Genomic DNA, 13324 nt, shown 5'->3' with positions numbered 1-13324 from the left:
GCGTGCGTCACGCGTCCCAGCCCCTGCCTAGCAGGGGCTCAGATGCGGGAGAGCACACGACAGCCAGTGGTGTACCTACCTGCAAGCCCGGTCCTTCATGGCCGGGTCAAGTTGACGTTCGGCACGGATCACCACCAGCTCTTCCTTCTCCTCGCCCGGAGCTATGAGCCCCCGCGCCTCCAGCCACGCCGACCGGCCGCGCAGCACAGGCCCGAAGGGGATGTACCGGCGCTCGGTGACCACGGTCCGCAGTCCGGCACGACGGAGTCGGCCCAGGGTGCGCTCGACACCGCAGAGACCGGAGTGGACCAGGAGCAGGACTCCTCCCGGGTTGAGCAGCGGCGGCGCGTCCGCACAGACTCGGTCGAGCAGAGCGCGGCCGTCGGACCCCGCATCCCACGCCCGGGCGCGCCCCCGGGCGGGGAGGTCTGCTCGCGGAGACGGCACGTACGGCGGATTGGCCATGATCAGGTCGAAGCGATGACCTGCCACGGGCCCGGTGAGATCGCCGCGCAGCACCCTGACCCGCAATCCATTGATGCGGGCGTTGAACCACGTGGTGCACACCGCGCTCACGGACGCGTCCACGGCAGTCACCTGGGCCGCGCCGCCTTCGGCGGCGGCGAGCGCCAGCGCGCCGCTTCCCGTCCCGAGATCGAGGACATCGGCGGCGACCAGAAGCTCCCGCTGCAATGCGTCCTCGAGCAGGCAGGTGTCGCCTTGCGGGCGGTACACCCCCGGGGGGCACAAAAACCACATAACGTGCGGCTACCCGCGTGTCCGCGATCAAACGAGCGGCAGTCGCGAGCGGAACTATCGCCACATGGGACTGGTGTCGAGAGAGGCCAGCATGTCGAGCGGGTCGCGGTGCACGGCGGCGGCGCCCGCCTCCTCCAGCTCGGCGCGGCTGATGCCCCCCGAGAGAAGCGCCACGCAGGGCACCCCCGCCTTTCCGGCGGCCTCGATGTCCCACACCGTGTCTCCCACGAACACCGCTCGGTCAGCAGGCACGCCCGCGCGTTCCAGCGCCTGCGCGACCAGGTCGGGTGCCGGTTTGCTCGCGGAGACGTCGTCCTTGCTGGTGGCGTCCGCGATGACGTCGTCGGCGTCGAGGGCGGCCCGCATCACGGCGAGCTCCTTGCCGTCGGCCGAGGTGGCCAAGACGACCCGGAAGCCACGGGCCGCCACCGCGCGCAGCAGGTCGGCGGCACCGTCCAGAGGGGCGAGGGTGGGACCGTAGGCGCCGTACAGGGCCTTGTGGGCGTCGCTGATCGGGTCATCCTTGCTGCGATCTCGCTCCTTGCCCAAGAGGCGCTCCAAGAGATGGTCGGAACCCATACCGATGCAGCGGTGGATGTCCGCCATCGCCACTGTGTGTCCGGCCTGCCGGAACGCCTCCCACCACGTGACCGCGTGGAGGTAGTTGGTGTCGACGAGGGTGCCGTCCATGTCGAAGAGCGCGGCGCGCTCGACCTCGTCCCTCATGATGGCCGCTCCTTCCGCTCGGCTACCGGAGTGGTTCACGCCAGTGCGTCTACCCGCCATCTGTGAGATAAGGCGGCCAGCCACGATCGTGACGAGCGTCCCGTTCGCGAACGCGGCGCGCCGGCCTTGAGTGTGCCCTGGCTTGAGGCAACCTCGGCTCGCGCGCGGCATTTACGCATAATCGATGAGCCCGCCGGTGAACAAGGCTGGCGACGCCGGGTGAGCGGCTGTTGCACGTCCGCGATGGATCGACTCATCGAAAGATCACGGCCGGGGGATCGGTGTCCCGGGCTCCACGCCCAGCTGCACTTCTTCCGCGCGACAGAGGTGCGTCCCCATGTTGCGCTCCATCATGCGCAGCGCCGCGTCGGCCAAATCACGGTGGATGTGCGCGACAGCGTCACTCGCGACGGTCGTCGGCAGGTCACGGATGTGCGCGTCGAGTGCCGAGTACAGCACGCACTGCTCGGTGACCTGCCCGCACAGCACGAGATGGCCGACGTTCTGCCGGTCCAGCAGGTACTCCAGGGGGGTCTGGAAGAAGATCGAGTGCCGGGCCTTGACAACGAACAGTGAATCGGCGTCGGGCTTGACCGGTTCGACCAGGTCGGCGTGCGGGCCGGCGAGGGCCATGTCGAGGATCTCGTCGTGGTGGGAGCGCCAGCGACCGAAGTTGTCGTTGACGTAGATCACGTCCACACCGACGCGCCGGGAGCGGGAGATGAGGCTCCGCACGGCTGGGAGAATCTCCCGCACTGATGGAAGCAGGAGTTCGGCGTCTTCGTGCTCATACGTGTTGATCATGTCGATCACGATGAGCGCGGTCGTTTCCTTGTCGTGCATTGTGTCGCGGACCTCGATGGTCGCCGGGGCAGCCGCCTACATCCGGCGCAAACCGCCTCCCGCCGGGTTCGACCCGCCCTGGCGCTTGCGCAGGGAGCTGCCGGGACGGAGCGACGCTGCCGCGAGAGCCAGGATCAGTCCGATCACGCCGACGATGACATTGTTCGTGATGGTGCGTGTGGTACTGACGTTGCCAGTGATGCACCACGGCGCGATGATCGTCCACAGGGCGATGATCGCTGCCGCCCAGGCCCTGGAGTGCGCCCGCTCGAAGCCGCGCCCCACGCCTCCCATCAGCAGGGCGTACGCGATTCCGGCGACGAGGTTGTTCACGGCGATCGTCGACAGCGCGTTGAAGCCGAACAGCGCGTTGAAGCCCACGATCCACGGTGAAGCGGCCAGGTAGATACCGGTGAGCAGACCCATGGCCTCCACGGCCTGGCTGCGGTTGGTGGCGGTCACGCGCTCGTAGTCCGCTCGAAGTTCAAGCAGATCGGGGTGCTGCTCGATGCCGGGTTGCGTCCGAGACATGCGGACCATCTCCGTTCATTTCGAACATTTCAGATATCCCCTACCCGGACTTGGACATCCAAGTCCCGGCGCTGGATCACGCGAGCGGAGTAACGCACAGCAAGCACGTTCTTGAGAGCCCTTGCCACTTAGCACCCCAGTTTCCAGTACCTCAGGGAGGCTTTAGGGCCGACTGGGATCATCCTCTCTGCAGAAATATCAGCAACGATGACGGGTAGCAGACCATTAAGGCCCTCAAATTGATCACCTAGGGGTGAACGAGATGCCTGCAGGATCGAGCCGCAAACGCGAACGACAGTACGAGCACATCAAGGACAGCGCCGAGGAACGCGGCGAGAGCGAGAAGCGGGCCAAGGAGATCGCCGCGCGCACCGTCAACAAAGAGCGGGCTCGCGCCGGCGAGTCCAAGAGCGCCAGCCGCAGTTCTACCGAGGACATGTCCTCTGGGCGCCGCGGCGGTCAGCGGTCCGGCAACGGTTCGCAGGGCCCGACCCGCGACCAGCTCTACGCGGAGGCCAAACGTCGAGGCGTCGACGGTCGCTCCCACATGAACAAGGCCGAACTTCAGCGCGCGCTCGGGAAGTAGCTCAGCCGCCGGCCCGTTGTGGTCAGGTCAGGTCCGAGCATAGTGCTGAGGCGCAGTCACGGCCATGAGGCCGCAGTACCGACCATTGGAGGGCGTCGTGCTCATCCTGGGAATTATCCTGCTGATCATCGGTTTCCTCACGGGGATCTCGATCCTGTGGACCATCGGGATCATCCTGGTGATCATCGGCCTCGTGCTCTGGGTACTGGGCGCAGTGGGGCACAGCGTCGGCGGCCGAAAGCACTACTGGTAGCGGGCGCGGTCCGGGCCGTCAGCCGTTCCGGAGGCCACGCGCGACCGCCACGGCGGCTGCGGCGGCCATCGCCGCTGCCGCCCCCGCGGCCATGTGGTGACGCGAGGCCCAGGCCTGCGCGCTCGTTGCGCGGGCCTGCGGCCCGAAACGGCCGTGCGCACCGAAGTCGTGGCCGCTGGGACCATCGTCGGCGGGGGACCACAAGTTCACCAGTGCCGCGGGATCGCGGTCCTCGGCCGTCTGCTGCGAACGGAAGCCGGTGCGGGCCAGATAGCGGTCCAGGACGCCCGGCGCCACCGCGTTGGCCAGCAGTGTCGCCGCGGTGCTCGCCCCTACCCAGTATTCGCGCCGGCGCGGGTGATCCGCGGCGTGCACGATCGCCCGGGCCGCCACCTCGGGCTCATAAATCGGCGGCACGGGCTGAGCCCGGTGAGGGAGCCGGCTGAGTACCCAGTCGAACTGCGGCGTGTCGAGCGCCGGCAGTTGCACCATCGTCGTACGCACCTGTGAGCCCGAGTGCAGCAGTTCGCAGCGCAGCGACTCGTTCCACCCCTGGATGGCGTGCTTGGCACCGCAGTACGCCGACTGCAGCGGGATGCCGCGGTAGGCAAGTGCTGACCCCACCTGCACGATCGCCCCGTGATCGCGCGGGAGCATGCGTCGCAGGGCGGCTTGCGTGCCGTACACGTAACCCAGGTAGGTGACCTCGGTGACCCGCCGGAACTCGTCCGCCGCGATCTCGGTGAAGGGGGCGAAGACACCGGTGAAGGCGTTGTTGACCCACACATCGGGAGGTCCGAACGCCTCCTCGACGCGGGACGCGGCCTCCTCCACGGCGCCGGCATCGGAGACGTCGACCGGCACGGTGAGCGCCTCGCCGCCCGCCCTCACCACGTCGTCGGCCGCCGCGGCCAGACCTGTACGTCCGCGGGCCAGCAGGGCGACACGGTCCCCGCGGGCGGCGAACGCGCGGACCGCTGCCCTGCCGACACCACCGCTGGCCCCGGTCACCACGACCGTCTTGGTGTGCCGCTGGTTCGTCATGAGGCTCGGCTACCCGGGTCGCGGGCTTCGTATCAGGGGCCGGGGACGGGGCGGGCAGTCCCGCGACCGGGAAGGCCGGCAGGTGCATTAGGAGCAAGATGCCGGATGGCCCCGATGGGCGCACGCTGAAAGCAGTGAAGAGCACCGTCCCGAGGGCCGCGGCCTCTCACGGCCCTCGACCCGATGAGCTGGTTTCCGTCCGTGGTGGTGTGACGGGGACCAGCTCATTGCCATGGGGGTGAGCCTGATGGCCTGAGCCGGTACGGGGCGGGCGCCCGAAAGCGGCGGTACGCCTCGTCGAGGAGGAATCCATGGCCGAGCGTGACCTGAGCAAGGGCGACGAGGTGTCGTGGAAGAGCCACGGCCAGAAGGTGACAGGCAAGGTCAAGAAGAAGATCACCAAACGGACCCGGGCGGCGGGCCGCACCGTCGACGCCTCCAGTGAGGAACCGCAGTACGAGGTGGAGAGCGACAAGTCCGGGCGATCGGCCGTCCACAAGCCTGAGTCACTGGGCAAGGAAGAGTGAGCCGTGGCCGGGAGGCGGGAAGAGCGGGACGAGGCGGTGAGCGCCTTCGAAGAAGCGGTCAACATGACGGCGGCCCAGCTCGAGAAGTGGCTTGCCACCGATGAGTCGAAGAGCGTCGATCAAAGCGACGGCGGCGAGAGCGTGGGCCACGCCTCGGGCCGGCGGATCGTCACGCTGCTGCGCACCAACAAGGGCGACCTCAGCGACGACGACCTGGCGCACATGCGCAAGGTCGTCGGCTACGTCCACCGGCACGTCAAGCAGCGGCCCGGCGGCGATGTCACCGAGACACGGTGGCGGTACTCCCTGATGAACTGGGGCCATGATCCACTGAAGTGAACGCTTCTTGGAGCGGACGGCGGGCCTCCCTCAGCAGGGAACCGAGCCGGCTGAGGGAGGCATCGTCAGGGTTGTGCGCCTTTGCTCAGGCGGCGCCGCTCTCCGACGGAGCGGGGAACCGGTCCCATACGCGGTGGGCGCCCAGCAGCGCGGTGATGTCGCGCAGCACGGCCTCGCTGTCGGAGCCGGTGACCACGCCGAGCGCGTCGGCGCCGATGCCGGCCGCCTGCAGTGCGGCCTCGGCGTTGTCCCAGCCGCCGATCGGCTTCGCGTGGCGGTAGGCCTCCTGGAGCATCAGCACGATGCGCGGGTCGACGGGCGTGGCGGCGAGAGCCGAGGCCCCGGCCTTGGCGTCCCGGCCGCCTTGGGCGTCGGCGGCCGGGACGGGGGCCCCGGCCAGCAGCAGCGCGTCGAACTCGACCGAGCGCGCGGTGGCGAAGCTGCGCTGCACCGTCACAGGATCGGCGCCTTCACCTGTGAGGGTGCCGCCGGTCGGGGCGACGATCAGCGGGACCATCCCGCCCGCCAGCACGGAACGCCGGACGGTGTCCACAGCTCCCAGGTCGCAGGTGCCGTCGGTGACGATGCCGATGACGCGCCCGGCGGTCGGCCAGGTGCGACTGACCTGCGACAGCGCAGGACTGGGCTGCGCCTCGGTGAGCGGTTGCGAGGCCTCCGGGGTGGGCAGGCCCAGACCTTGCGCGACCTGCCGGCACAGGTAGGGATCAATGTTCGCCAGGACCAACAGGGTGCGTTCCTTGATGGCCCGCTCGTAGCACTTGCCGAGCTCGAAGGTGTAGGCGGCAATGATGTGCTCCCGTTCGGCCGGACTCATGCTGAGCCAGAACAACCGTGCCTGGCTGAAGTGGTCGTCGAACGAGGCCGATGCCTCACGTACCTTCGCGGCGGCCGCGATCGGCGTGGGGTGCTCGATGTAGGCGTGATCCCCGGCGCCGGCGAAGAACGGGCAACCACCGTCCAGGGAGTTGGGCTTGTAGGGGGCGACGCCCGTGTGCACCGCGTCCTGGTGGAAGCCGTCGCGCAGCATGTCGTTGACCGCGGCGTGCGGCCGGTTGATCGGGATCTGCGGGAAGTTGGGGCCGCCCAGCCGGGTGATCTGGGTGTCGAGGTAGGAGAAGAGCCGTCCGGCCAGCAGCGCGTCGTCGGTGATGTCGATGCCGGGAACCAGGTGGCCGACGTGGAAGGCCACCTGCTCGGTCTCGGCGAAGAAGTTGGTGGGGTTAGCGTTCAGGGTGAGCAGCCCGACGGGCTGCACCGGTGCCAGCTCCTCCGGGACGATCTTCGTCGGGTCCAGCAGGTCGATCCCCTGGAAGGTCTGCTCCGGGGTGTCGGGGAAGGTCTGGATGCCCAGCTCCCACTGCGGGTGCGCGCCGGCCTCGATGGCGTCGGCCAGGTCGCGGCGGTGGAAGTCCGGGTCCATGCCGCTGATCATCTGCGCCTCCTCCCACACCAGGGAGTGGACGCCAGCTTTGGGCTTCCAGTGGAACTTCACCAGGGTGGTGGCGCCGGTGGCGCTGACCAGGCGGAAGGTATGGACGCCGAACCCCTCCATGGTGCGGAAGGAACGCGGGATGCCGCGGTCGGACATGTTCCACAGGGTGTGGTGCGTGGCCTCGGTGTGCAGGGACACGAAGTCCCAGAAGGTGTCGTGCGCGCTCTGCGCCTGCGGGATCTCCCGATCCGGATGCGGCTTGCCGGCGTGGATGATGTCCGGGAACTTGATCGCATCCTGGATGAAGAACACCGGGATGTTGTTGCCGACCAGGTCGAAGACGCCCTCGGACGTGTAGAACTTGGTGGCGAACCCGCGGGTGTCGCGCACGGTGTCGGCGGAACCCCGCGAACCCAGGACGGTGGAGAACCGCACGAAGACCGGCGTGTCGACGTCCTTCGCGAGGAAGGCAGCCTTGCAGACCTCGGCCGTCGTGCCGTAACCCCGGAAGACGCCGTGCGCCGCGGCGCCCCGGGCGTGCACCACTCGCTCCGGGATCCGCTCGTGGTCGAAGTGCATGACCTTCTCGCGCAGATGGTGGTCCTGCAGCAGCACCGGACCGCGCGGTCCGGCCTTGAGCGAGTGATCGGTGTCGGGCAGGCGCGCGCCCTGCGCGCTGGTGAGGAAAGCGCCGTCCTGGGCCCGCACGGTCTTGGACGGCCCGTCCGTGCGCCCCGTGGCGCTGAGCGGGGTGGGCACGTCCTGGTCGGGCTTGGCCGGCAGCGGCGTGTGCGGCTCGACCGGTTCCTCCACCGTCGGAGGCATGCTCGCCGGCACGCCGGGGATGTCCGCCCGTCCCGCGGGGGTGAGCCCCGCGCCCACGTCCATGACCTTGTCTACGATCTTCTTCACCGGGCCCGGCTCGTTGGCCATGGCGCTCTCCCGCTCGTCCCTCGGAAACCCTGTCGTCTCCGGGTAACCGGTGCCACCCGCGGGCAAACGGCGCGGCGTGGGATGTCCGCCGTTCGCGGCGCATGTCACCCCGGGTGCCAGGTGGCATGCGCCTCGCGGGGAGGGCAGGTGGGAGCCTTAGAGTCCTGGCAGGAGGCCACCCGGAGAAAGCCCGGATCGCCATGTAGCACACCTTCAACGAACACCGATTCGTCTACCAGGGGGCTCAGCTGGCTCTGGACGAGCCCGGCGATGGGCCTCTCGCCGAGTACGCGCACGGCGGTTTGGTCAGCCGCGTGGTCAGACCGCATGGGTTTCGTCGCGGTCGGAGACCCGTCTCCGCTGTGGCGTTGGAGCGAGGGTCTGGACGCTGAGACGGTCACTACTACTCGGCTCCGCCTAGCACGATCTTCCACACTCGGGTCGCCACCTGGAGGTTGAGCCGGTCCTCGACGTTGGCGAGGTTGTTGCCGCTGATGTCACGGATGCGCTGGAGCCGATAACGCAACGTACTGCGATGGATCGCGAGGGATTCGGCGGTCTCGTCGTAGTTGCCGCCGCAGTCGAAGTACCGGGTCAGGGTCTCCACCATGGCTGTGTGGTGCCGGGAGTCGTAGTCGATGAGCTGCCCGAGCCACTCGTGGACAAACGTTTCTAGTTCCCGGTAATCGTTGCCAGGTCCCAGAACCCGGTAGAGGCCAAGCTCGTCGAAAAACGTCGTGCCGTAACGCTCGCGGGAATGACGGCGCACTTCCAGGGCACGCTGCGCCTCCTGGTAGCGGTGGGGGATGTCGTCCGGGGAGTTGCACTGAGCGCTCACCCCGATGGCCCCGGACCGTGTCCCCGTCTCCCGGGCAAGCGCCTCGTACAAAGCCCGGGCGGGCGGTCTGTCGTCGGCGAGTAGAACCACGTGGTCGGAACGCCGGGTCAGCAGCGAGCGCATGCCCACGGCAGAGGCTGCCCGGCCCACGGTTTGTGCGAAGTAATCGTCCGCAGTCCGATTCGACCACTGCACCACGACGATGTAGTGGCTGCGGTGCAGGTCGTGTCCGACTGCCTCGGACCGGGCGAAGGCGCTCGCCTCGTCCGTCCCCGCCAGGAGGTCGTCGGCCAGCTCGCGATGCAGCCTCAGCTCCACTTCGGCCAGAAGACGCAGGTGCGCCAGCTCCAGGGCGAGCAACGTGGCGGCGTGCTCCAGCGCGAGCACAGTGTGCTCGTCGGCCTCGTCCTGGGCATCGACCAGGGCCAGCACGCCCAGGATCTCTCCGTGCGGGCGGACCAGGGCGATCAGCCGGTCCTTGATTCGGACCGGCCCGGCCTCCCGGGCGACGGCGTACAGCATTTCGTCCTGGCGTACAGGGTCCGGTTCCGGATAGGGGTCAGGGCGGCTGGGTCCGGTCCAGGACCTCAGCCGACCGAAGCGGTCCTCGACCAGCGCGGGAAGTCCAGTGAGCCCGTGCAGAGCGCGGGTAATGGCTTCCTCGCCGCCGTCCGAGCCCGCGACCTCGGTCATGATCGCGTGAACGGCCCGCTGCCACCCCAGCTCGGCCACAACGGAAATCAGCTGCCCTTGGAGAACAGTCCGTTCCTCCCTCAGCCGGTGAAGCTCGACCGCGTCCTCGCGGTGGCAGCGGTGTGCGAAGGCGACGGTCAAAGCACCAGCGGCATGCCGGACGAGCATGGCGAGCAGGGATCGCTCGGCCTCGGTGGGCTGGGATCGGGACGTCACCACGAGGTAGCCGAGGAGTCCCCCATGTCCCCGTAGCCCCAGGGCCCGGCCCCAGGATCGGTCGGGTACGGTCACAGGACCGTCATGCCCGGCCAGCTCCCGCACCTTCCGGTCCACGGCCAAGGCATGGGCCTGCCCGTCCCTCGGGCTTGGGACCAGGTCGCCGTCCACCCTGAGGTACCCGGCCTCGGCGCTATATGGCCCTGCGGCAGCTATGCCGTCCATGGCCAGGCGCAGGATCTCGCCTTCGTCCCGAGTGTCGAATAGGGCGCGGGAGAGCGCCATCAGTTTGTGGGGGGCACCCTCATCTGGGGCTGGAACGCGTGGGCGGGCTCCTCTTCGCGTGGCCGCGCTGTACCGCCCGCTACACCGGGTGGGGCTGCTCTCCCGGTCGTAGTGGCGGTGGTGCAGGGTGCGCGCCCGGCTGCCGGCCATGGGATCACTCCGTTCTCCCTAGCGGGCGGTACACGTTCCGTGTTCAGCGGCCGGCCATGGGGTTACTCCCTTCCGCCGAGTCCGCCGAGAAATGACGGCGACCCTTCGCGTACCCCACCCGACGCAAATTACCCGAGATGTCCGGAGTCTTTGGCTTTGTGCTCGTGGGGTGACAGGCTCTGCTGTTCTTGGACTTGCCGGGTGCAGGCGTAGAGCTGCTCGGCTCGCGAGTCTGGGGCTGCCTGGGCTCGCGTATGCCCGGCAGGAAGGACTGGGCGATGACCGAACACTCACGCAGGCCGATTGTCACGTACGAGACGTACAAGGAAGCCGAACGCGCCGTCGATCACGTCTTACCTGGGGTTTTCGCACAGAGGGCGGCCACCATCGGTCATGACGTCCGCCTCGGCGAGCATGTCATCGGGCGTATGGACTACAGCGGGGGCCGTCTGGCACGAAGCGGCGAGCGGGGCTTCCCGGTGCGCTGATCAGCTGGCTTTGCGGCCTCGGCAACCGGCTGGAAGCTCCTCGTCCCCGCCCTCTACGGCCCGATTTCCGGAGCGCTCGTGACCCCAACCTGAACGATCAGATCCGCAGTGCCGGCGCATGCCGCCGCACGGGAGGAGTTCCCCATGGCCAAGGCAGTGGGCATCGACCTGGGCACCACGAATTCGGTGATCGCCGTGTGGGAGGGCGGTGAACCGTCCGTCGTGCCCAACAGCGAGGGCAACCGCACGACACCGTCCGTGGTGGCCTTCACCGACACCGGCGAACGCCTGGTGGGCCAGTTGGCCCGGCGCCAGGCGATCCTCAATCCCAAGGGCACCATCTACTCGGCCAAGCGGTTCATCGGCCGGCACTTCGACGAGATCTCCGACGAGGCGAGGGCGGTGGCGTACGACGTCGTCGAGGGCGACGGCGGGGCGGCCCGCTTCAAGGTGGGCGACAAGCTCTACGCGCCTGAGGAGATCAGCGCGCAGGTGCTGCGCAAACTTGCCGACGACGCCTCCAAGCAGCTCGGGGAGCGGGTCACGGAAGCGGTCATCACGGTCCCCGCCTACTTCAATGATGCTCAGCGCACCGCCACCAAGGACGCCGGACGGATCGCGGGACTGGAGGTGCTGCGGATCATCAACGAGCCGACGGCGGCCGCCCTCGCGTACGGAATGGACAAGAAGCAGCACGAGACCGTCCTCGTCTTCGACCTGGGCGGCGGCACCTTCGACGTGAGCATCCTCGACGTCGGCGACGGCGTGGTGGAGGTGCGCTCCACCGCCGGCGACAGCCACCTGGGCGGCGACGACTTCGACCGGCGTCTGGTGGATTACCTCGCGGACGACTTCCAGAAGGAGAACGGCATCGACCTGCGCAAGGACCCGCAGGCGCTGCAACGACTGTTCGAGGCCGCGGAGAAGGCCAAGACCGAACTCAGTTCGGTGACGCAGACGCAGGTCAGCCTGCCGTTCATCACCGCCGATGCCTCGGGCCCCAAGCACCTCACCGACTCGATCATGCGGTCCACGTTCGAGCAGATCACCGGCGACCTGGTGGAGCGTTGCCTGGGACCGGTCCAGCAGGCAATGGCCGACGCCAAAGTCGGCGAGAGCGACATCGACGAGGTCATCCTCGTCGGCGGCTCCACGCGTATCCCGGCGGTCCAGGCCCTGGTGCGCCGGCTGACCGGCGGCAAGGAACCCAACATGAGCGTCAACCCCGACGAGGTCGTGGCCCTGGGCGCCGCGATCCAGGCCGGGGTACTCAAGGGCGAGGTCAAGGACGTCCTGCTACTCGACGTCACACCTTTGTCGCTGGGCGTAGAGACGCGCGGCGGAGTCATGACGAAGATCATCGAGCGGAACACCACCATCCCGGTGCGCCGCAGCGAGACGTTCTCCACCGCCGAGGACAACCAGCCGGCCGTCGATGTGGTGGTGCTCCAGGGCGAGCGCGAGCTGGCCGCCGACAACCGGGTGCTCGGCCGCTTCCAGCTCACCGACATCCGGCCGGCGCCGCGGGGCGAACCACAGATCGAGGTCACCTTCGACATCGACGCCAACGGCATCCTCAACGTCAAGGCCCGCGACCGGGACACCGGCAAGGAACAGGGCATCACCATCAGCGAGAGCTCGAACCTGGACCGCAGTGAGGTCGAACGCATGGTCCAGGAGGCCGAGAGCAACCGAGGCCAGGACCAGGCACTCCGCGAGGCCGTCGACGCCCGCAATGAGCTCGACGCCGTCGCGTACCAGGTCGAGAAGCGCCTGGCCGAACTGGGCGACGCAGCGCCGGCGCACGAGAAGGCACGCGCCGAGATGCTTGTGTCCGACGCCCGGGCGGCGGTCAAGGAAGAGGCGGGCGTGGAGCGGGTGAGGCCCCTGACCTCCGAACTCCAGCAGGTGCTCGCCGGGCTGGCGGCCCATCAGGACGCGACTACCACGGGCGGTCCCGGCCAAGACACCGCCACCGGTGGTCCCACGAGCGGCGGTGGCGACGACGTCATCGACGCCGAGTTCGACAAGGACTGAGGCGCGCCATGCCCAGCCGCTCCCAGGAACCCCACCAGGCCGCGTCGGATCCGGTCGAACCGGTCCCGGAAGGCGCCGTACGCCCTCCTAGCGGGGACTTGCCGCAACCGGGCCCGCCGCCCCGGCCGGAAGCGGCGAACGGCGAACCGGGACCCGACGCCGCCGGCCCCGCGCGTGCCGAAGACGAGTACACGACCGCGATCCAGGAACTGGAGGACCGCTGGCGGCGCGCGCTCGCCGACCTCGACAACCTTCGCAAGCGTCACGCCAGGGAACTGGAGCGGGAGCGGGCGGTCGAGCGGTCCCGCACGGCGGCCGCCTTCCTGCCCGTCATCGACAACCTCGAACTCGCTCTCAACCACGCGGGCGCCGATTCGGGCGCGATCGTGGAGGGCATCCGGGCTGTTCGCGACCAGGCAGTAAACGTCATCGAACTGCTCGGCTACCCGCGACACGCGGAGACCGGCGTCGCCTTCGACCCGGCCCGGCACGAGGTGGTCGGCGTCGTCCAGGACCCCGACGTGGAGCCGGGCACGGTCGTCGAGGTGCTGCGCGCCGGCTACGGGGACGGCGAGCGGCAGCTCAGACCAGCTGCGGTGACCGTCGCAAAGCGGGAGTGACCG

The 13324-nt window shown here is 68.7% G+C and carries 14 protein-coding genes; 7 read left to right on the top strand and 7 right to left on the bottom strand.

Annotated features, from left to right (window positions below; all coding sequences use genetic code 11):
- Nucleotides 1-75: 75 nt before the first annotated feature.
- From CHF15_RS40540 to CHF15_RS40525, 4 genes are all read right to left on the bottom strand, one after another.
- Complete coding sequence (locus CHF15_RS40540) at nucleotides 76-759, bottom strand: HemK2/MTQ2 family protein methyltransferase (protein ID WP_089228952.1); 684 nt, start codon at nucleotides 757-759, stop codon at nucleotides 76-78.
- A gap of 54 nt (nucleotides 760-813) precedes the next feature.
- On the bottom strand, nucleotides 814-1485 hold the full coding sequence (locus CHF15_RS40535) for an HAD family hydrolase (RefSeq protein ID WP_089228951.1): 672 nt from the start codon (nucleotides 1483-1485) through the stop codon (nucleotides 814-816).
- 264 nt (nucleotides 1486-1749) lie between these two features.
- On the bottom strand, nucleotides 1750-2328 hold the full coding sequence (locus tag CHF15_RS40530; RefSeq protein ID WP_089228950.1) for a cysteine hydrolase family protein: 579 nt from the start codon (nucleotides 2326-2328) through the stop codon (nucleotides 1750-1752).
- 36 nt (nucleotides 2329-2364) lie between these two features.
- Complete coding sequence (locus CHF15_RS40525) at nucleotides 2365-2868, bottom strand: SPW repeat protein (protein ID WP_179280199.1); 504 nt, start codon at nucleotides 2866-2868, stop codon at nucleotides 2365-2367.
- A 253-nt stretch (nucleotides 2869-3121) separates the two neighbouring features.
- Between CHF15_RS40525 and CHF15_RS40520 the strand changes: the two genes are divergently transcribed.
- Nucleotides 3122-3445 (top strand): plasmid stabilization protein, encoded by a 324-nt coding sequence (locus CHF15_RS40520; protein ID WP_089228970.1) that lies wholly within the window; start codon nucleotides 3122-3124, stop codon nucleotides 3443-3445.
- Nucleotides 3446-3542: 97 nt separating this feature from the next.
- On the top strand, nucleotides 3543-3698 hold the full coding sequence (locus CHF15_RS45325; RefSeq protein ID WP_089228969.1) for a DUF6131 family protein: 156 nt from the start codon (nucleotides 3543-3545) through the stop codon (nucleotides 3696-3698).
- Between the two features lie 18 nt (nucleotides 3699-3716).
- On the opposite strand, the gene CHF15_RS40510 is transcribed toward CHF15_RS45325, so the two are convergent.
- Nucleotides 3717-4742 carry an SDR family oxidoreductase gene (locus CHF15_RS40510; RefSeq protein WP_089228949.1) on the bottom strand — a complete coding sequence of 342 codons (1026 nt, stop codon included), beginning with the start codon at nucleotides 4740-4742 and terminating at the stop codon, nucleotides 3717-3719.
- Nucleotides 4743-5053: 311 nt separating this feature from the next.
- On the opposite strand from CHF15_RS40510, the gene CHF15_RS40505 reads away from it, so the two are divergent.
- Nucleotides 5054-5269 carry a hypervirulence associated TUDOR domain-containing protein gene (locus CHF15_RS40505; RefSeq protein WP_089228948.1) on the top strand — a complete coding sequence of 72 codons (216 nt, stop codon included), beginning with the start codon at nucleotides 5054-5056 and terminating at the stop codon, nucleotides 5267-5269.
- 3 nt (nucleotides 5270-5272) lie between these two features.
- Nucleotides 5273-5608, top strand: a complete 336-nt coding sequence (locus CHF15_RS40500; RefSeq protein WP_220093394.1) for a DUF3140 domain-containing protein — start codon at nucleotides 5273-5275, stop codon at nucleotides 5606-5608.
- A gap of 85 nt (nucleotides 5609-5693) precedes the next feature.
- Here the strand turns inward: CHF15_RS40500 and CHF15_RS40495 are convergent, their stop codons facing one another.
- A complete protein-coding gene (locus CHF15_RS40495) occupies nucleotides 5694-7994 on the bottom strand; it encodes a catalase (RefSeq protein WP_089228947.1) in 2301 nt (766 codons plus the stop codon).
- A 403-nt stretch (nucleotides 7995-8397) separates the two neighbouring features.
- Nucleotides 8398-10176, bottom strand: a complete 1779-nt coding sequence (locus CHF15_RS40485; RefSeq protein ID WP_089228945.1) for a PucR family transcriptional regulator — start codon at nucleotides 10174-10176, stop codon at nucleotides 8398-8400.
- A gap of 278 nt (nucleotides 10177-10454) precedes the next feature.
- On the opposite strand from CHF15_RS40485, the gene CHF15_RS40480 reads away from it, so the two are divergent.
- The 3 genes from CHF15_RS40480 (at nucleotide 10455) to CHF15_RS40470 (ending at nucleotide 13321) form a co-directional block, all read left to right on the top strand.
- Nucleotides 10455-10664 carry a hypothetical protein gene (locus CHF15_RS40480; RefSeq protein ID WP_089228944.1) on the top strand — a complete coding sequence of 70 codons (210 nt, stop codon included), beginning with the start codon at nucleotides 10455-10457 and terminating at the stop codon, nucleotides 10662-10664.
- Nucleotides 10665-10808: 144 nt separating this feature from the next.
- Nucleotides 10809-12701 (top strand): molecular chaperone DnaK, encoded by a 1893-nt coding sequence (gene dnaK / locus CHF15_RS40475; protein ID WP_089228943.1) that lies wholly within the window; start codon nucleotides 10809-10811, stop codon nucleotides 12699-12701.
- Between the two features lie 8 nt (nucleotides 12702-12709).
- Complete coding sequence (locus CHF15_RS40470; protein ID WP_089228942.1) at nucleotides 12710-13321, top strand: nucleotide exchange factor GrpE; 612 nt, start codon at nucleotides 12710-12712, stop codon at nucleotides 13319-13321.
- The last annotated feature ends 3 nt before the right edge of the window (nucleotides 13322-13324 follow it).

The sequence above is a fragment of the Actinacidiphila glaucinigra genome (genome assembly GCF_900188405.1).
Lineage (GTDB): Bacteria > Actinomycetota > Actinomycetes > Streptomycetales > Streptomycetaceae > Actinacidiphila > Actinacidiphila glaucinigra.
Note: the sequence above shows the minus strand (reverse complement) of the source record. Positions and strands in the feature narration are given on the sequence as shown.